This window comes from Desulfuribacillus alkaliarsenatis (assembly GCF_001730225.1).
GTDB lineage: Bacteria > Bacillota > Bacilli > Desulfuribacillales > Desulfuribacillaceae > Desulfuribacillus > Desulfuribacillus alkaliarsenatis.
The window spans coordinates 62,147-81,901 of record NZ_MIJE01000022.1 but is presented as its reverse complement, the minus strand read 5'-3'; the positions used below and the strand labels follow the sequence as shown (position 1 = coordinate 81,901).

17 protein-coding genes are annotated in these 19,755 nt (G+C 39.1%); 3 read left to right on the top strand and 14 right to left on the bottom strand.

All coding sequences use genetic code 11. The features are described 5' to 3' along the window. Positions 1–20: 20 nt before the first annotated feature. The 3 genes from BHF68_RS07710 to BHF68_RS07700 form a co-directional block, all read right to left on the bottom strand. A complete protein-coding gene (locus tag BHF68_RS07710; RefSeq protein ID WP_069643072.1) occupies positions 21–1,037 on the bottom strand; it encodes a methyl-accepting chemotaxis protein in 1,017 nt (338 codons plus the stop codon). Positions 1,038–1,109: 72 nt separating this feature from the next. Continuing rightward, entirely contained in the window at positions 1,110–1,418 is a 309-nt protein-coding gene (locus tag BHF68_RS07705) for a YerC/YecD family TrpR-related protein (RefSeq protein WP_069643071.1), read from the bottom strand. A 131-nt stretch (positions 1,419–1,549) separates the two neighbouring features. Continuing rightward, positions 1,550–2,653, bottom strand: a complete 1,104-nt coding sequence (locus tag BHF68_RS07700) for a DUF3048 domain-containing protein (RefSeq protein ID WP_069643070.1) — start codon at positions 2,651–2,653, stop codon at positions 1,550–1,552. A gap of 235 nt (positions 2,654–2,888) precedes the next feature. Between BHF68_RS07700 and BHF68_RS07695 the strand changes: the two genes are divergently transcribed. Further along, positions 2,889–3,341, top strand: coding sequence for a DUF5665 domain-containing protein (locus BHF68_RS07695; RefSeq protein WP_084019288.1), 453 nt, complete (start codon positions 2,889–2,891; stop codon positions 3,339–3,341). 8 nt (positions 3,342–3,349) lie between these two features. Here BHF68_RS07695 and BHF68_RS07690 read toward each other — a convergent pair whose 3' ends face one another. The 3 genes from BHF68_RS07690 to BHF68_RS07680 form a co-directional block, all read right to left on the bottom strand. After that, complete coding sequence (locus tag BHF68_RS07690) at positions 3,350–4,627, bottom strand: MFS transporter (RefSeq protein ID WP_069643069.1); 1,278 nt, start codon at positions 4,625–4,627, stop codon at positions 3,350–3,352. 1 nt (position 4,628) lies between these two features. Then, complete coding sequence (locus BHF68_RS07685; protein WP_069643068.1) at positions 4,629–5,921, bottom strand: diguanylate cyclase; 1,293 nt, start codon at positions 5,919–5,921, stop codon at positions 4,629–4,631. A gap of 156 nt (positions 5,922–6,077) precedes the next feature. Continuing rightward, complete coding sequence (locus BHF68_RS07680) at positions 6,078–8,189, bottom strand: methyl-accepting chemotaxis protein (RefSeq protein ID WP_069643067.1); 2,112 nt, start codon at positions 8,187–8,189, stop codon at positions 6,078–6,080. A 206-nt stretch (positions 8,190–8,395) separates the two neighbouring features. Between BHF68_RS07680 and BHF68_RS07675 the strand changes: the two genes are divergently transcribed. Continuing rightward, complete coding sequence (locus BHF68_RS07675) at positions 8,396–9,922, top strand: SDR family oxidoreductase (RefSeq protein WP_069643066.1); 1,527 nt, start codon at positions 8,396–8,398, stop codon at positions 9,920–9,922. 98 nt (positions 9,923–10,020) lie between these two features. Here the strand turns inward: BHF68_RS07675 and BHF68_RS07670 are convergent, their stop codons facing one another. The 4 genes from BHF68_RS07670 to purH form a co-directional block, all read right to left on the bottom strand. After that, on the bottom strand, positions 10,021–11,202 hold the full coding sequence (locus BHF68_RS07670; RefSeq protein ID WP_069643065.1) for a mechanosensitive ion channel family protein: 1,182 nt from the start codon (positions 11,200–11,202) through the stop codon (positions 10,021–10,023). 324 nt (positions 11,203–11,526) lie between these two features. After that, the gene (locus BHF68_RS07665) at positions 11,527–12,348 is read right to left on the bottom strand and encodes a TIGR01457 family HAD-type hydrolase (RefSeq protein ID WP_069643064.1); all 822 of its coding nucleotides are present in this window, start codon (positions 12,346–12,348) and stop codon (positions 11,527–11,529) included. Next, complete coding sequence (gene purD / locus BHF68_RS07660; RefSeq protein ID WP_069643063.1) at positions 12,338–13,627, bottom strand: phosphoribosylamine--glycine ligase; 1,290 nt, start codon at positions 13,625–13,627, stop codon at positions 12,338–12,340. The genes BHF68_RS07665 and purD overlap by 11 nt, the downstream gene beginning before the upstream one ends. Before the next feature lie 64 nt (positions 13,628–13,691). Continuing rightward, positions 13,692–15,236 (bottom strand): bifunctional phosphoribosylaminoimidazolecarboxamide formyltransferase/IMP cyclohydrolase, encoded by a 1,545-nt coding sequence (gene purH / locus BHF68_RS07655; RefSeq protein ID WP_069643062.1) that lies wholly within the window; start codon positions 15,234–15,236, stop codon positions 13,692–13,694. 301 nt (positions 15,237–15,537) lie between these two features. On the opposite strand from purH, the gene BHF68_RS07650 reads away from it, so the two are divergent. Beyond that, positions 15,538–15,723, top strand: coding sequence for a hypothetical protein (locus BHF68_RS07650; RefSeq protein ID WP_069643061.1), 186 nt, complete (start codon positions 15,538–15,540; stop codon positions 15,721–15,723). A gap of 132 nt (positions 15,724–15,855) precedes the next feature. Here the strand turns inward: BHF68_RS07650 and purN are convergent, their stop codons facing one another. Genes purN through purC form a run of 4 tightly spaced genes read right to left on the bottom strand, consistent with a single transcriptional unit; the run spans position 15,856 to position 19,732 of the window. Then, positions 15,856–16,536: a phosphoribosylglycinamide formyltransferase gene (gene purN / locus BHF68_RS07645; RefSeq protein WP_084019286.1), complete on the bottom strand. Its 681-nt coding sequence runs from the start codon at positions 16,534–16,536 to the stop codon at positions 15,856–15,858. After that, entirely contained in the window at positions 16,496–17,566 is a 1,071-nt protein-coding gene (gene purM, locus BHF68_RS07640) for a phosphoribosylformylglycinamidine cyclo-ligase (protein ID WP_069643060.1), read from the bottom strand. Before purM ends, purN begins: the two co-directional genes overlap by 41 nt. Positions 17,567–17,624: 58 nt before the next feature. Then, positions 17,625–19,019: an amidophosphoribosyltransferase gene (purF, locus tag BHF68_RS07635; RefSeq protein WP_069643059.1), complete on the bottom strand. Its 1,395-nt coding sequence runs from the start codon at positions 19,017–19,019 to the stop codon at positions 17,625–17,627. Beyond that, positions 19,019–19,732 (bottom strand): phosphoribosylaminoimidazolesuccinocarboxamide synthase, encoded by a 714-nt coding sequence (gene purC, locus BHF68_RS07630; RefSeq protein ID WP_069643058.1) that lies wholly within the window; start codon positions 19,730–19,732, stop codon positions 19,019–19,021. The genes purF and purC overlap by 1 nt, the downstream gene beginning before the upstream one ends. Between the last annotated feature and the right edge of the window lie 23 nt (positions 19,733–19,755).

The following is a 19,755-nucleotide window of genomic DNA, read 5'->3' as shown; positions in this document are numbered from 1 at the left end:
TTCCATTTTAATGGTTCATCTTAGTCTATAACTTCGCCGACTATTACTGACCAACCTAATCCTTTATATGCATTATAGCCCTTAGTTAAACAGTAGGCATAGATAACCTCGCCTTTTCCATACTCTGTTTCAATGGTGTAACCAACCGTATCTCCAGATTTAATCTTTTTCACTGCCTCTAGATTGCTCAAATCTTTTGTTAGTACTTCATTACGGTTTTTCGATGCGATTACTTTGCCATGCTTATTTATAACATATAGCTCACTGCGTTCATCAATTTTCACAGTATCTATGATATCATAGATGAATTCCCAATTAAATCTCGTTGTAAAGACTCCTAATATATTTCCTTTTTCGTCTCTTACTGGACACGAGTAATTCATTGCATGTCCTTGCATCATCTCTGAATAATACATATCTGTTACTACTACATCATTTCTTTTCATTGTTTCTGTAAACCACTCTCGATTAGCTACACTTCGACCTACTAGGTGCTGATGCACACCAGCAGCAATTACTGTACCATTCGTGTCTACGACAAACATATCATAGTAAACTTCATAAATATCTACTATGTTCTTCATAAACTTAGTCGCATCAGTTGCCCGTTGTTTATCTTCTGGATGCTTTACAGAATTTATAACTGCATCGAATGTTGCCCATGCTTGTACATCACAGTTACGTTCAAATAGATTGCGATCTATTTTGTCAATCGTATCATATGCGACATCTACTGTACGGACGGCTATTACCTCATTAGCCTTTTTCTGTATATTATGGATTAGTTCATAACTGCTTTTATTCGTAGAGAGACTCTGGTCAGCAAAGCGTTTAATCTCGTTTGCTACAACTGAAAAGCCTCTACCAGCTTCTCCAGCCCTTGCTGCTTCAATCGCGGAGTTTAACGATAAGAGATTTGCCTGTGAAGCTATCTGATTAATAGTCTTAATTACGTCCTCCATTTTTTTATTTGCTTGCTTAAGTTCATTTAGCAGAATAGATACATTTAGATTTGCTTGTCCTTTACCTGGTTCCATATTATCTCTCCTCTATTTCTTTTTTCTCTAATAACTCTGTTCCCTAATAAAGCTTAAAGGCAAAAAAACCCCTTAAGGGGTTTTATCTGTATCTTGCAATCGATCAAGCACTAGTTTGTAACCATCTGTACCGTATTGGAAACAACGCTTCACTCTGCTGATTGTTGCTGTGCTAGCCCCCGTTTCCTTTTCTATCTGATTATAGGTATATCCTAAACGGAGCATCCTAGCTACTTCTAATCTTTGAGCCATTGACTGTATTTCATTTACCGTGCATAAATCATCGAATAACTGGTAAACCTCATCTATATTCTCAAGTTTTAATATAGCAGCAAATAACTGCTTTATAATTTTATCTTCTCTCAGCTTTTCTAATTGCATCTAAATTCCTCCTTCTAAACTAACTCCCACGCATCTATGATACTTTAACGCGTTGCATTGATATTTAATAGCATTATACAGGAATCCAAGCAAGAAGAAAAGCAAATGACATTTTTATTACTAAATAATTTCTATTGTTGAATAGAAACGGCTACAATATCAGGTACAATTTGCACCCACGTATTCCCAGGAAGTCGTTCAATCTCTTGGCCTCCTACATAATAGCGGACGACTCCACCCTCATGTCTCCAGGTTACTTCTTGGACTGTACCCTGTTGTAGAGCGTACCCTCTCCCTGATGATTCTAAGTTAATATTTAACCGACCTTCATTATCCATTACACTATGGCGGGCAAATACTATAAATACGTTTGTTGCTTGCAGTTGCTGATTAGTAACTAAATCAGTATGAGCCATATTATTAATAAATCTATGGTAATTACCCGTTAAATCGCTATAGCGATATTTCACCTGATAGGTAGAACTATACGGAATTAAAACCTCCGTTACGTCTTCGCCACGTATCTCTTTGTCAAGCGCAAACGGAATCTCTGGCAAATTATATGTTTGCCTATAGTTTCTAGCCTCTACACCTTTATCCAATAGCTCTACGTTTGAATAAACGTTATGTGGAGCCCTGCGAAAGCTCTCGCGTTTAAAATACGCCCCATTAATAATCTCTGACAAACTCGGTAGCTGTTGTCTTCTTATTTGTTCCAAGGCCCCTGGGCTACCACCAGCATGGACAATTACAGCGTCATAATAACCAGCTATATCAAGCATATATTTTCTAGCACTACGTATTGGTCCTATAGATTCAGGGAACTGACTTTGATATATTGCTATAAACCTTGTAATCGACCCTTCTGCTAGCACTTCGTAAACAATATCGGCCTTATCTAAGCCCGATTGCGGTCTAGCCTGTGGACTATTTTCTATTAGAACGGCATAAGGACGTTTATTAACTGGTCTATCCATTCCCTCATAGGTTAATGGAGCTCTATAATTAGGCTCCTTTGGCTCTTCTTCAACTTCTTCTGGTTCTTCTTCAACTGGCTCCACCACTTCTATTTCTTCTGGCTCTTCTATCTGTGGTATAGTGTCAGCAGTTTCACTACGAGTGCACATTGCCAGCGGAGTGATAAGCATAATTACGATACCAACAGCTAAAGCGACTTTCCAGTGAGTTGCTAGTTGATTCCATTGCTCAACTAGCCTCTGTAGTTGTTTTTTCATTACGAAACTGATCCCCTTTCTATATATCACTAAGAGATATTCTACATAGCCACTAAAGAATCCTGCTTAAATGAATATAAACTACAACTCCAGATTTTTCTTTTCTTGTCCACGATAGTATAATTTAGTATGCAGCATTGTTATATATCGCTAATAATTGGACATATAGTGTATATACACGCAATATTAAATTATTAATTTTCTATTTTTATTAATGAAGGGAGCGGCTCCAATAATGATTAAAAAAATCAATTATAAAGAAATAAAAGAATTAAAAACGAAGGAACTAGAAGAGAGTAAAATAGATGTTGCCAAAAGCACCGAGGATACAGAAGAAGTGACTAACAAGCCTGAAGTGTCAACAGAGCATAGACTTGAAGATGTCTTAGAGAAAGTCGATGAAATCTCTGCATTGAATCGTAAATTAGATAGTATTGCTAGTCGCATGGAGGGCTCACGCATTGAGGATATACTACAGAACTACGGCAGTCCGTGGCGAATTATTCGTATTAACTTCTTAGTTGGGCTTGCCCGCGGTATCGGCCTAACAGTAGGAACTGCAGTGTTTCTTGCTATTGCACTTTACATCTTAAGTAAAATCGTCACCCTACCACTTGTTGGCGAATACATAGCAGAACTGCTTGAGTGGATTGAAAGCTATCGCGTTAATAACTATCCAAACTTCTAATTATATTTTTAATACTTTCGCAAGTACCAAAACCAAGTAATAAACAGACTAACAAAATAGTAAGCAATAAGTAAGTACATTGCTATACTTATAGTGCCAGCGTAACCAATTGCCCAGCCAAAAAGCTTGGGTACAAAGAAGCCACCATAGGCTGCAATCGCCGATGAAAAACCAATTACGGCAGCGGCTTGCGCTCCTGGGAAGATATTCGGAATCATACCAAATGTTGATCCATTGGCTACCCCAGAGGCTGCAAATAATATAATAAACATAATTAAAAATCCTGCAAATTGATTCATACTCAAGAAATAAATTGCTCCAAAGGCCGCTATAATCATGATTATTGTATCCACAAACGTAACTAACGCTCCACCAATCTTATCTGCCATCCAGCCCCCAAATGGACGAATTAACGCCCCCACTAATGGGCCTAAAAAAGCATAATGAAAAACATTTATTTCTGGAAATTCATTTCTAATTACTAATGGAAATGCAGCAGCATACCCGATAAACGACCCAAAGCACATGACATATAGGCTCGTCATCAACCAGGTATGTTTATTCTTTAAGACAACAGCCTGCTCTCTAACAGATGCTCTGATGTTAGGAAGATTATCCATGCCAAAATATGCCGCAATTGCCGTTGCTACGATAGGAATCACCCATACAAAGGCAGCATTTTGCATCCAAACCTTCGTGCCATCAGGCAGTATTTGTGGTGAGCCGACTATAGCGCCAAATATACCTACAGTAATAACAATCGGAGCTAATAATTGAACTAAGCTTACCCCTAGATTTCCTATGCCACCATTTATCCCTAAGGCAGTGCCCTTCGCTTTCTTTGGGAAAAAGAAGCTTATGTTAGACATAGATGATGCGAAATTTCCGCCTCCAAGCCCACATAAGGCAGCAAGAATGGCCATAGTCATAAAGGAGGTGTCTGGATTTTGTACAGCAAATCCAATACCGATTGCTGGTATCAATAAAGAAGCTGTACTTATTACCGTCCAGTTACGCCCACCAAAAATCGGCACTACAAATGTATATACTAGTCTTAAAGATGCCCCCGTAAGACCAGGCAATGCTGCCAATGTAAATAACTGACTTTGTGTAAAGTTAAAGCCAATGTCATTTAAGCTAGCCGCTACCACAGACCAAACCTGCCATACAGCAAACGCTAGCATTAAAGCTGGTACAGAAATCCAAAGATTGCGATAGGCGTGTCGCTTGCCTTCCTGTTCCCAAAACTGTTCATCCTCTGGTTCCCATTTAGTGATCCGTGCCATTCTAATCCTCCGATATCATAATACAGCTTCCGCCATTTGCAACTGCCATTTTCTTAGCTTTGTACATTGCCTTGTCAGCCTTAGCTATTAGTTGATTTCTAACCTCTTCTATACTTTGATCTTTTTCTAATAGATTTATATTGCTAGCTCCTAACGAAGCACTTATATCAACTTTTTGATTGCCCTCTCCGATGATTAAAACTGCTTGTTCAAATGATTCACGAAGCCGCTCTCCTATTTCTTCCGCCTGCTCTATACCAGTTTCCGGCAGCATAATTACAAACTCATCTCCACCGAGTCTTCCTGCCAAATCTGTTGTGCGAATATTATCTTTAATAATTTGACTAGCTAACTTTAAAGCCTCGTCTCCTATTAAATGTCCGTATCTATCGTTAATCTGCTTAAAGTTATTTAAATCAATAATTATTAAAGAAAGAATAGAATCATAACGTTTATGGCGTTGAATTTCTTGCTCAAGGTTTATAAAGAAATAATGTCTACTGGCTAGAGCAGTTAGTTTATCTGTATGGGCTATCTTCTCCAGTTCAGCAAATAGCACTTGTCTTTCTTTTTCAGCATATACTAATTTCTTGCCGAAGAAAATAACAAAAAATATAAATAATAAATAAAAAATCGTATAAATGATTATGTTGCGAACTAGTTGCTCTGTCCTAGACTTCTCAAAGGCTTCATAAGGAAATGCAACTGATATTCCTCCCCTTACTTCGCCAACTGGTCGATCTTGTTCCTCATGACAGCCCTTACAACCTTCTACTAAGTATATTGGTGTTATATATCGAAATAATTGTCCTGCTTCTGTTTTTATAACCTCATATACCTTGTCTGCTCCTTCTCTAGTAAAACTATCTAATGCGTGCTCCTCCCAGCTGTCTGCCATATTCGCTGGGTTCACTGGCTCAATACTGACTACAGTAAAATATATACCTGTTCGTTCGTCAGATATTTCTGAAACCTGACGAGTTACATATGCAGGATTCAGTTTAGTAAGTATAAAATCATTGTCTATTATTACTTCTCTGTTTTCAGTATTCAGATAAGGATTCGGCGTATTCTCCTCAGTAACTTGTACATAAACGCCTCCATGTCGCGTCGCCCAATCCCTTATATCCCTCACAGCCTCACTGTAAGATTCAGCTGTTTCTATTGCTAAATTCACATATGTTTCTTCTGTACTATGTAATTCTGCAGTAATAGAATACACCCAGAATATTGAGATTAGTATAATAAGAAACACTAAAAACGTATTAACAGTAAAGTATTTATGCTCCCCCATGTGTCCACCCAATCTACTTTTTCTATATATTTAGCCCTGCTATAATCTAAATATATTATTACCTTATAAAGGAAACAATGCAATATGAAAACACTAATGAGCCCAAAAATATTTGAGCTCATTAACTAATACGTTTATATCTTTAAATTCTATGATTTAAACTTTAAATCGTGATACTAACTTACTTAATTCGTTCGCCGTTCCCTCTAACGATTCAGCAGATTTAGCTACTTCCTGCATAATGGCCAATTGTTCTTCAGATGATGCAGCTATATTTTGTGTTTGGTCAGAGGTATGCTTAGCTATATTAGCAAGCTCTTGTACAGAGGCGCTAATTTCCTCAGATCCAGCTGCCATCTCTTCTGATACAGACGAGAGCTCTTCAATTTGCCTTGATACATCATTTACTACATCGATTATATCCTTAAACATTTTATTAACAGCATTAATATTAGCTATCCCCAAATCAACCTGCTGTTTGCTACTAGCCATTGAATCTGCAGAACCTTTTACATTCATCTGAATCTTCTCTATCAGCCCACTAATTTGACCTGTTGCTTGACCTGTTTGGTCTGCAAGCTTACGAATTTCATCAGCTACAACAGCAAAGCCTCTACCAGCCTCACCAGCTCTAGCAGCCTCAATTGCTGCGTTTAACGCTAGTAGATTTGTTTGGCTAGATATATCTGTAATCAGCTGTAATATGCTACCTATCTCTTCTGCATCTTGCTGTAACGCACTTACTGTGTTTGCTGTTTTATCAGTGTCCTTCTGTATTTCTCCCATCTGTTCAACCGTTGCCTGTAGGCTATCATTCCCGTGGGATGCTTTAGTAGACATCTCACCTGCTGATTCAGCTATGATAGAGGCACTTTCTGCAATTCTTGTAATTCCTTGTGCCATTTCTTCCATAGCCCTGGAGCTCTCGTTAGCACTTTCCACCTGGGACTCTGCGCCACTTGCTACATCCTGTACTGCATGCGCTATTTCGTTAGTTGCATTCATCGTTTCACTAGCACTTGCAGAAAGTTCGACCGAGGAGGATGCAACCTGATTGGCAGCCTCTTTACTACTCGCTATTAGTTCTGCTAGGGAGTCAGCCATTTCATTAAACGCTCTACCTATACGCGAAAGCTCATCTGTAGTTTCTAGCTGTGCCCGTACAGTTAAATCTCCTTTAGCAACTGCACTAGCAGCTTCATTTAAAGTGTTGATAGACTTAATAACTGATACATAAAATCCAGCAAAGAAATATAAAACTACTATTGAAACCCCTAGTGTCATTATTACCAATATATATCTATATTGTTTCTGCGTCTGTAGGTTTTGTTCAAATGCTTCATCTACATAATCACTAACAAACTCGTAGATATTAAAACCAGAATTTATCGCACTTGTAGCTATTGCAAAATATTGTCTAGCATCAGATAGTTGTAGCTCTTCGGTAATAAACATCCTCTCTACTAAATCAAGGTAAATATTAGAGTTTGTTTGTAGGGTATCCATGAGCGGTCTTAATTCATCAACTAGCTTTGGATTTGCCTGTAAAGCTACTTGCAGATTTTCTATCAAATCCTCTAGCTTCATTAAAGCAGATCGTTGCAATGTAAGTATTTCGATTCTTTCTTCTGCTCTAATATAACCATGATTAATAATAGCAGCACCCTGGGCACGTAACTGCCCCATATCTTCTGATAATGCTGGTAATTCATTAATAGTGGCGTCAATCAAGTAATATCTATCTAATTCTGTATCTAGGATTAATCCAGATTGATTTCCTACATCTTTAATAAGTGCTAGTATGTAGTCTACCATAACTGTATGCTCAGAAAAACTTGTTTCCTCTGTATAATTATTAAAATTAGCTTTGATAGAATTCCATTGCTGGACAATTGAATTCCATGTATTCTCATCTTGTATTGCTTGTTGGAAGTTCACTCGATTAGTGGAGATAGATTGGATTGTATTGTCAACGCTAGCCCGAAGTTTCTCTAAATCTCCTTTGACTGTCTCGTCACCACTCAAATACGCATTTGACAACCCACGATGTTGCTGAGAATCACGTAATAAATCCTTTAATTGATTATTATACTGAGCTCCAACTAATTGTGCTTCCGCTATCTTGATTTTGTCATTAATTTCACTTAACAAAAAATAATTAATTAGCATTACTAAAGCTCCACCTGCAATTAAAATAACCATGAATTTCTTAATGTACGACAACCTATTCATCAGCAACTCAATCGGCCTCAGCAGTATATTAAACATATACAATCCCTCCTTTATAATGGCGCACCTTGTACTGATATTGTATATCGTTTCGGTCTTTCCAACAATGACATGCCTCACACTTTAGACCTAAACCCAAACTATTTTTCATGGTATAATAAACCTATGATGATTTTTTAGTAACTAAACCCTTTTGTTCCAATTCGCAATTGTTTGTGTCACTATACTGTTTTGGAGGACTAGCTGTGAAAGATACAATATTAGTAACTGGTGCTACTGGCTACATAGGTGGGCGGCTTGTGCCATTATTATTAGAAAAGGGATATTCCGTTCGTTGCTTTACTAGAAACACCAACCGGTTACTAGGTATGGGCTGGAGTAAAGCAGAGTTTATTCAGGGAGATGCTTTGAATCCTGAATCTCTAAAAGATGTTTTTACAGGCATTACAGTCGCTTATTATCTGATTCACTCAATGGGACAAGCTAAGAAAGGAAATTTCCACAGTCAAGATATAGAGGCAGCTAGAAACTTTTCAGTAGCAGCAAAAAAAGCTGGAGTTCAAAGGATTATTTACCTAAGTGGCTTAGGCTCTGATGCTGATCATTTATCTGAACATTTAAAAAGCCGTCATATAACTGGAGATACGCTGCGAGAGTCTGGTATACCTGTAACGGAATTTCGTGCCGCGCAAATTATCGGAGCTGGCAGTATTTCCTTTGAAATGATTAGATATCTCGTAGAGCGCCTACCTGTTATGATTGCACCTAAATGGGTTAGTACAAAGTCACAACCAATTGCCGTAGATAATGTATTGCAGTATCTAAGTGCTGCAATAGAAACCCCTGATTCTATTGGAAAAGTCATAGAAATTGGTTCACAAGACACCATTACATACAAGGGTTTACTTCTGCTATACGCTAAACTCCGTGGCCTTAAACGTAGAATCATAGTTGTTCCAGTTCTTACACCAGAGCTATCTGCACGTTGGGTTCACCTAGTTACCCCAATCTCAAAAACAATGGCTATACCTCTAATATCTGGAATGAGAAACAAAGTTGTAGTTACTGATAATATAGCCAGAATAATATTTCCAACTATAAAACCAATGAGCTGTAAAGAAGCTATCCAAAAAGCAATCGAACATAACAAAACTAATAGCTTGCCAACAATTTGGTCTAGTTCCATAGCTTCATCGAACTTACCATCTAACCAAGAACAAGATACAGAGCAATCATGGAGAACCTATGCTCAAAAAGAAGGCATGTTCATTGAATCGAGGTCAATGGTCTTTAACACTAATGCCGACACAGCATTTTCCATAATTCAGTGTATCGGCGGTGCCAAAGGCTGGTTTTACGCTAATACTCTATGGAAAATCCGTGGCTTCTGGGATAAGCTCATGGGTGGAGTAGGACTTCTCAGAGGCCGTCGCTGTGACACTACCTTAAGGGTCGGTGATCCTTTAGATGTTTGGCGCGTTGAGGAGCTTGAGCCTAACAGACTATTATGTTTGCGAGCCGAAATGCAGCTTCCAGGTAAGGCCTGGTTAGTCTACAAAGTTAATGAACTAGAAGATTCAAACCTAGGAAATACAGATTCAGAAAATCAAGATTCAGGAAGCCCCCGTGTCATTGTTGAGCAGACTGCCTACTTTGAACCTAAAGGCTTAAAGGGCTTAATATATTGGTATTCGCTTGTGCCTGCACATTGCTTTATGTTTACAGGTATGCTTACAGAAATTAAAAAGCAGGCCGAGGCCTCAAAAAGATAGAAAGAACTATACAAGACTAACTAGGTCACAATCTAGTAGCTTGTATAGTTCTTATATTTTGTATAGTTATTAATATTATATTGTACTTAACAATTTTGTTATACCTCTTTATCTTGCTCAGTTTTTATATTTTCATCTTTAATTGAATTCGTCTCCTTAACCTTATCACAATCGCTGTTCTCAATGTACAAAGAACGGGATGGGAACGCAACGCTAACCCCTTCTTCTTTTAGAATCTCCATAACTTTCATAAGAGTGTCCTCTCTAACAGCTAGAAATTCACCCCAGACGGTTGTTCTTGTAAAATAATACATAAATATATTTAAGCTACTATCCGCAAATTCGTTAAACTTCACAAAAATAACATCTTGGTCAACCTCAGGATGACTACGTAACATTTCTTCAATACGTTTTACCACCGTACGCAACTGCGTCACTGAAGTAGAATAAGTGACACCTAGCTTGAAGCTAATTCTACGCTTACGCATTCTCGTCCAGTTAGTAATTGCCCCATCAACTAGCTTAGCATTAGGAACCGTTACAATTGCATTGGCAAAGGTTCTAACCTTCGTACTGCGGAATGTTATTTCCTCTACCGTCCCTTCCACGTCAGGACTCTCAATCCAATCACCAATTGAGTAAGGCTTGTCAGTAATAACAACAAAGCCAGCAAAGATATTAGCCACTAAATCCTTTGCTGCTAGCGCAAAAGCTAATCCCCCTAGTCCAAGCCCAGCAATAAAGGTTGATACTTCAAATCCCCATACATCCATAATCAATAACACCGTAGTTACTATCACTAGACCCTTAGAAACCTTCAATGTAAAATCTATTAGAATTTTATCGAACTTCTCATTGAAGAACTTAAACAGTTTATCAATATCAACCTTCAAAGCATCTAATAATCTGTAGAAGCCTAGCCCTACGAAAAAAATAATTAAAGATCTCAAAAAGTGAATAAACACAAATTCAACCCGTGGTGAAAATTGGGCAATATATACAGCTGTAATAAGTCCAACAATAAAAAAGATATTCCTTAAAGAATACGACACTGCTGCAAATATTTTTTGAAAAAGCTGCGTCCGAATGCACTCTTTGTCAGCTGTTGTCTTCACCTCTAATCGCTTCGCAACAAAACGAAATACTCGATTTACCACAAGCTTTCGAAAAACAAAAAATGCTATGACAACAATAGTTGCATAAAAATACCTATGGGCAAGGACTTCCTGCCAGTTTAGTATAATACCTTCAAAGTAATGGTTAAAAACAGTCAAATCCATATATATTGCTCCTCCAAATTCTAAATCCTAATCAGCCTTGTAATTTAATAGTAACATGTATATGTATCAAATCAAGTTGTATACATAATGCTAAGCAAAAAAATAGAGCTGCTAGTTTAGCAGCCCCTGAAGATACGCAATATTAAATTGCCTTTCTTCAAATATAATGTCGGGGTAAGAAACAGTAATAAGCTTTATTGCTATTACATGTTAGCTTAGTTCTAATAACATTATTTCATATTCCAACCTAATAGTCAATTATGTCTAGTAATAAGATACCTTATGGGTATTTAACTTGTTAATAGCCGACTTATCTAATTAGACTTATAAAATATCCCAGTTCTTTAGCGTATCTACTTCATATGTAGGTTTCTGCTCATATGTTGAGACTTCTTCCTTAGTTGTTAAGCCTGAATATACTAGCAGTGTGTCCATACCTGCATTAAAGCCCGTACGTATATCCGTGTCATAATTATCTCCAACCATAATTACATCTTCCTTCGATAAGCCTATTTTTTCAAGGGCAAATCTCGTTATAATACTTGTTGGTTTGCCAACTACTATTGGATTTACACCAGTTGCGGTCGTCACTACAGATACTAGGGAACCATTGCCAGGAAGCAAGCCCCGTTCTGTCGGTATTGCTCGATCTAAATTCGTTGCTAATAACTTAGCGCCGTTAGTTATTGCTAAACAAGCTGTTGCAAGTTTTTCATAGCTGATGTAATGATCAATACCCATAACTACATAAGTGGGATTTGTTTCGTTCTCAGGAATTCCAACTGACTGCATTGCATCCCTAAGTCCATCCTCCCCAATTATCCAGACACTTACTGTATCATTTTGTTTATCTTCACTGGTTTTATTTGTCTCTAATAAATACCTAGCTGCAGCCATACTTGATGTATAAACATGATCTTCAGTTATATCAAGACCAAAGGCACATATTTTGTCAGCTACCTGCTTTTGTGTTTTCGACGAATTATTGGTAAGAAACAGAAACGGAATATCCTGCTCTTGTAAATTCTTAACAAAATCAATCGCTTCAGGAATCGGTTCTGTCCCTCGATAAATAGTTCCATCTAAATCTAGAAAGTACCCTTTGTATCGCTTTGCCTGAAGTGCTTGCTTATCGTTATTGTACATTTTTAATCGCCTTTAAACCGATATCAGTGCGATAGTGAGCACCTGCAAATTCTATCTTAGAAACTGCTTGATATGCATTATCTCTAGCTTGAAGCAAGTCTATTCCTCTACCCATAACACCTAAAACCCGGCCTCCATTAGTAACTATCTGACCATCCTTCTCATTAGTACCCGCATGGAATACAGCAACATTATTGCCGAACTCCTCAGCAACTCCCTCTAAACCTCGAATTGGTCTACCCTTATCATAATTCCCTGGGTAACCCTCTGACGCCATAACTATGCAAACTGTGGCATCATTTGACCATTCAACGTCTACATACTCCAATTTACCTTGAATCACCGCGTTAAATATAGTCATAATGTCAGTCTCAAGCCTCGGCAGGATTACCTGTGTCTCTGGATCACCAAATCGAGCATTAAATTCTATAACCTTCGGACCATCTTTAGTAACCATCAAACCAGCGTATAGTACACCTTTATATGTGATTCCCTGTTTCTGTAATGCTTCCACAGTTGGTTGAATAATAGTCTTAACAACTTCATCTGTTAACGACTCAGCAAATTGTGGTACAGGAGAATAAGTACCCATACCTCCCGTGTTCGGTCCTTCATCATTATCAAATACCGGTTTGTGATCCTGGGCCATAGCCATTGGCTTAATTGTTTTTCCATCGACAAAGGCCATTATCGTTACCTCTTCACCCTCAAGGAATTGCTCAATAACAACACGACTTCCTGCCGTACCGAAAATGCTATCACCCATTATTTGATCTAGGGCATCTAAAGCTTCTGCTTCCGTCATCGCCACAACTACACCTTTACCTGCTGCTAGACCGTCCGCCTTGACAACAATTGGTGCCCCCTGCTGTTTGACATACTCCTTCGCTGATTCAAGGTCGGTAAACGACGCATATGCTGCCGTAGGGATATTGTTTTCAACCATTAACTTCTTAGCAAACTCTTTACTTGCCTCAATTTGTGCCGCTTCCTTTGAAGGTCCAAATGCTGGAATCCCTGCCCCTATCATCTCATCAACTAATCCTGCAGATAGAGGTGCTTCTGGGCCTACTACCACTAAATCAATAGTCTTTTGAATAGCAAAGGTAACAAGCTCTTCCATATTTAACTCGTCTATATCAACACACTCACATTTAGCCGTTCTAGCTATTCCTGGATTTCCTGGCGCCACATATACATTTGTTATTTCTGAGCTTTGCGCAAGCTTCCAAGCTAATGTGTGTTCACGCCCTCCACGTCCAACTACAAGTATTCGCATAATCATCCTCCTCAAAAATTCCCAACAGTAAAATTCTTACCCTTAATGAACCTATCCGCGTAAATTAATGTTTAAAGTGCCTAACTCCAGTAAACACCATTGTGATTCCGTGCTTGTCCGCCTCTTTAATAGAGTCCTCGTCTTTAATCGAGCCACCTGGTTGGATAATCGCCGTTACACCAGCTGCCGCCGCTGCTTCAACTGTGTCAGGCATTGGGAAGAAAGCGTCTGAAGCAAGTACGGAGCCTTTTGCTTTATCTGCAGCTTGCTCAATGGCAATTTTAGCTGAACCAACACGGTTCATTTGCCCAGCACCCACACCAATTGTTTGATCTTCTTTTGCCAGTACAATTGCGTTAGATTTTACGTGTTTTACAACTTTCCAAGCAAACAGCATTTGCGTAATTTCCTCAGTAGTTGGTTGACGCTTAGTGACAACTTTTAAATCACCTTGATTAATCGTCTTAGTATCCTGCCCTTGAACTAAAATTCCTCCACCAACTTTTAACGAAGTAAATGGGTTTCTAGCGTTGTTTGCTAGCTGCTCCATGTCTACTTCTAGTAAGCGCAAATTCTTCTTAGCTGCAAGTATAGTTAATGCCTTCTCTGAGAATTTAGGTGCAATAATAATTTCTAAGAAAATATCCTTCATGGCATTTGCCGTAAGTCCATCTACTTCACGGTTCAAGGCCACTATCCCACCGAAAATAGATACAGGGTCTGCCTCATATGCTTTTTGGTAGGCACCAAAAATATCTCTAGCTACACCAACACCACATGGATTTGTGTGCTTAATTGCTACTACTGCTGGTTCAGTAAATTCTGCAACGATGCTTAAGGCCGCATTAGCGTCGTTAATGTTGTTATATGATAATTCTTTTCCGTGGAGTTGTTTAGCAGTCGCTATATTACCTACATCAGGAAGTGCTTCACGATAAAAAGCTGCTTTTTGATGCGGATTTTCTCCATAACGTAAATCTTGAATCTTTTCATAGGTCATAGTTAGCTTCTCAGGGAATACTTGACCTGCTTGTTTTGATAAATATTTGCTAATTAACGAATCGTAAGCTGCCGTATGACGGAATACCTTCGCTGCTAGCGCCAGTCTCGTCTCATAGGAAACCTCACCCTGCTCCTTTAATTCATTAAGAACAGGAGCGTAATCCTTGCTGTCTACAAGTACGATAACATCCTTGTGGTTTTTAGCTGCTGAGCGTAGCATGCTTGGACCACCAATATCAATGTTTTCAATCGCATCTTCTAAGGTAACATCAGGTTTTGAAATTGTCTCCCTAAATGGATATAGATTTACAATAACAAAGTCGATAGCCTCGATATTATTCTCGTTCATTTGCTCAACATGGGCAGGTAAGTCCCTACGCGCTAGTAAACCCCCATGCACATTAGGATGAAGGGTCTTAACACGACCATCTAGGATTTCAGGAAACCCTGTTACATCAGATATGCCGATAACTGGCACTTGATTTTCCTGTAATAACTTTTTCGTTCCGCCTGTAGAAATTATCTCTACATCTAACTCTATTAATTGTTTTGCTAATTCGACAATTCCCGTCTTGTCAGAAACAGATACAAGGGCTCGTTTTTTCAATGTTATAACCTCCGTTTTCTATCTTTTGTGATGAGTAACGATGAAGAAGTGATGAGTAGAAATATGTAAACTCGCTCACCCGTTTTCGGCTCCACTAGCTCTAAGTTTGGATAGGGAAACTTCAAAACTCCCTTCGGTCAGACAGTTGAAGTTCCAACCTATCCTGCACTAAGAGCTAGTAGTAGCCTGTCACTATAGATCGCTCCTTCACACATTCCCACTCATCACCGCTACAATATAACGATATTTATGCTGACTGCTTGAAAATATATTTTCCAATCTCTCGTGTGGTGCATGGGGAATGGGTTCTACGGAACAAACTTGTGAAACAGTTGTTAACTTGCATCCTACTGGGCGTAGGGGTCGTGTTCGGCAGCTTGAACCTTTTGCTGGAGGCTTGTACAGTCGCTTAGTGAAGATTACCGTTAAGAAGCTTCCGTGTCCGAGTGTAGTTTGCGAGTTGGGAGCTTTAGGTAATCGAGCTTAGCGAATGTTAAAGCTGAAAGCGTTAGTTCATGGGTCGAATGCGACCTCTGCGCCTTGCCCACACTTTCAAAGTCGGAAACCTTAGTGAGTGAGTTGGATTCGTTTCCCATGCACTTACCCACACATACCCACACTATATAATTTCTATAATCCTCCCATGACGCTTTACACGCCCTTGGGCAATTAGCTCTACGACATCGACGATTAGTTTATGTTCTAGCTTTTGGATTTTTGCTTGTAATGTATCCGCATTATCAGCAAATGTTACAGTAACAGGCTGCTGCGCTATAATCGGTCCCGTATCTAATCCTTCATCAACAAAATGGATTGTACAGCCCGAAACTTTAACACCTGCATCAATGGCCTGCTGTGGCGCATGAATTCCTTGAAAGGATGGTAGCAGTGACGGATGCAAATTAATCATCCGCCCATCGAATGCGTTTAAAAGTGTTGCTCCAACAATACGCATATAGCCTGCTAAAACCACCAGTTCAATATTATGTTTATTTAGACAGTTAAGGACTTGCTGCTCATAGTCTGCTTTTGATGGGTAATCTTTCGGTGCATACTCATATGCTACTATATTGGATTCCCTTGCACGTGAAACTGCTCTTGCACCATGCTTGTCCGTAATTACGACTTTGATTTCATAGGATAGACTTCCTTCTTGCTGGGCATCAATTAATGCTTGTAGATTTGATCCGTTTCCTGAAGCCAGTACAGCAACAGCTAGCTTAGAATTTCTATTAGTAATACAATTACTCTGCTTATGATTATTCGATTCCACTAATGATGACACCTGCTTCTTCAGCATTTCGTTGCTCTATATGTCCTATTTTATAAGCCTGCTCACCTAAGTCAGCAAGAAACTTTAGTACTTGCTCCTGCTGCTCTGCTGGAACAATTAACATCATCCCGACACCCATGTTAAAGGTACGATACATCTCACGCTCTGGTACTCCGCCTTTTTCTTGCAGGAAGCTAAACACAGCCGGAACTGTCCATGTATCTTTTTCTATTACTGCTTTATATTTCTCAGGAAATACTCTAGGTATGTTCTCGTAAAATCCACCGCCAGTAATATGGGCAGCAGCCTGCAGCTCGAAATTATCTTTAACAGCTAGGACTGATTTCACATAAAGCTTTGTAGGCTCAAGTATAACCTCACCAACAGTTTTATTAGCTAAATCAGCGCTTAAATTTGTACTAACTTGCTCTGCAAATGAGTCGGTAAAAGCTATATTGTTATCTGCAATTATCTTACGTACAAGTGATAGACCATTTGAATGTACCCCACTAGATGCAAGGCCGATAATTACGCTTCCCTCTGCAACTTTAGATCCATCAATGATTTCGCTTTTATTAACGGCTCCTACAGAAAATCCTGCAATATCGTATTCTCCATCTGCGTACATACCTGGCATTTCCGCTGTCTCTCCGCCGATTAAAGCGCAGCCTGACTGGGCACAACCATCAGCTATACCCTTAACGATTTGCTCTACCTTTCCAGGCTCAAGCTTCCCACAGGCTAAGTAATCTAGGAAAAACAATGGTTCAGCGCCCTGCACAACGATATCATTAACACACATAGCTACAGCATCAATACCTATCGTATCGTGCTTATCTAAGGCAAAAGCAACTTTTAGCTTTGTGCCTACACCATCTGTTCCTGAAACTAAAACAGGCTCATGGAATTTTTGTAAATCTAATTGAAATAACGCACCAAAGCTACCTAAATCCGTTAATACCTCTTTACGCCATGTTTTCTTTACATGGGGCTTCATACGGTCAACTGCTTCATTACCTGCATCAATATCTACACCAGCATCTTTATATAAACTCATTCTATTATGCCTCCCTAACGTTCTAAACTAAACTTGTTAGCGTTCTAAACTAAATTCGTTAGCGCTCTAAGCTAAACTTGGACTGCTCTATTATCTCTGTAGGATATGATCCCGTAAAACAACCTTCGCAATAACCGCTACAGTTCTTATCTTCACCACATAAATCTGTACGTTCACCAAAGGTATTAATCATTTCGTCAGTACTTAAAAACGCTAATGAGTCCGCACCTATATGCTCGCGAATCTCTTCAATCGTCTTGTTAGCTGCAATTAACTCTTCCCTAGCAGATGTGTCAATTCCATAATAGCAGGAATGGGTTACTGGCGGCGAGCTAATACGCACATGAACCTCAGTCGCCCCTGCTTCCCTTAGCATATTAACAATTCGTCCACTAGTAGTTCCTCTTACAATTGAATCGTCAATCATAACTACACGTTTACCTTCCACAACCTTACGTACGGCACTTAGCTTTAAACGCACACCACGTTCGCGCAGTTCTTGTGAAGGCTGGATAAACGTCCTACCAATGTAGCGATTTTTAATTAACCCTAGCTCATATGGAATTCCTGCTTCTTCAGCGAAACCGATTGCAGCAGAAATACTTGAGTCAGGTACGCCCGTGACAACATCAGCTACTACTGGAGCTTCTTGAAACAGCTTTTTGCCAAGCTCTTTGCGAGCAGAATGAACGTTAAGTCCTTCAATATTACTATCTGGACGCGCAAAATAAATATATTCAAACACACAGGTAGCTCTTTTTGGAAAGCTAGTGATACGATCACTTGTAATTCCGTCCTTAGTAATCATAATAATCTCACCAGGCTCTACGTCACGAATATAAGTAGCACCGATCGTATCGAATGCACAGGTCTCTGAGGAAACTACATAACTACCATTTAATTTCCCTAAAGAAAGTGGGCGAATGCCATTAGGATCCCTTACAGCAATAAGCTTAGTATCAGACATGAATAGCATCGCATATGAACCTTTAAGCATACTTAAGCTCTCTTTGACAGCCTCCTCAGTGTTCTCATAGCCTGAACGGGCAATTAGGTGGGCAGCTACTTCAGTATCACTCGTACCCTGGAAAATGCTCCCTTGGCGCTCCAGGTGGCTTCGTAACTGATGGGCATTAACAAGATTTCCATTATGAGCAATTGCCAGGTTTCCACGACGATAATTGAAGAAAATCGGTTGTACATTTTGTAGTGAGTTTATGCCTGTTGTTGAGTAACGCACATGCCCAATAGCCGAAGTGCCTTTCAGAGTTTCTATTTTCTCTTCTGTGAACACATCTGCAACTAGTCCAAGTCCTTTGTGAGAATTAAGATTGCCATTGTCATTTGCTACGATTCCAGCACTTTCTTGACCTCTGTGCTGTAGTGCATATAAGGCATAATACGTGAGCTGAGCTGCATTTTTGTTGTTAAAGATGCCAAATACACCACACATTATATTTTGGCCTCCAATCGTTTTAGAATTTCTTGATAGGCTTCTTCTACGCCACCTAAATCTTGACGGAAACGGTCTTTGTCTAGCTTCTCCTGGGTTTTTATATCCCAGAATCGACAGGTATCAGGAGATATTTCGTCAGCCAGTAATACTTTACCTTCACTGTCTACTCCGAACTCTAGCTTGAAATCAACCAATATAATACCTAGCTGCTCCATAAAACGCTTTAATACTGTATTTACTCGTAAACCCTGCTCCCTCATTTGCTGTACCTGTCCAGGGTCTGCAAGCTTCAAAATCTTTATATGGTCTTCGTTTATAAAAGGGTCATTTAATGCGTCGTTTTTGTAATAAAATTCAACAATTGGCTCTGATAATTCTTCGCCTTCCGTGAATCCTAACCTTTTAACTAAAGATCCAGTAGCCACGTTCCTGACAACAACCTCTACATTGATAATTTCAACCTTTTTAATAAGCTGTTCATTCTCTGAGATGTTCTCAATGAAGTGATTATCAATGCCCTCTTTTTTAAGCATTTTGAAGAATAATGAGCTTATTTTGTTATTTAATAAGCCTTTGTTAGCTACTTGCCCCTTCTTTGCGCCATTAAATGCAGTAGCGTCATCTTTATATACAACCCAATAGATGTTTTCGTCATCGGTGCGAAATATTTTCTTTGCCTTTCCTTCATAAAGCATTTGACCCTTTTGCATTTAAAAATACCCTCCTAAAAATT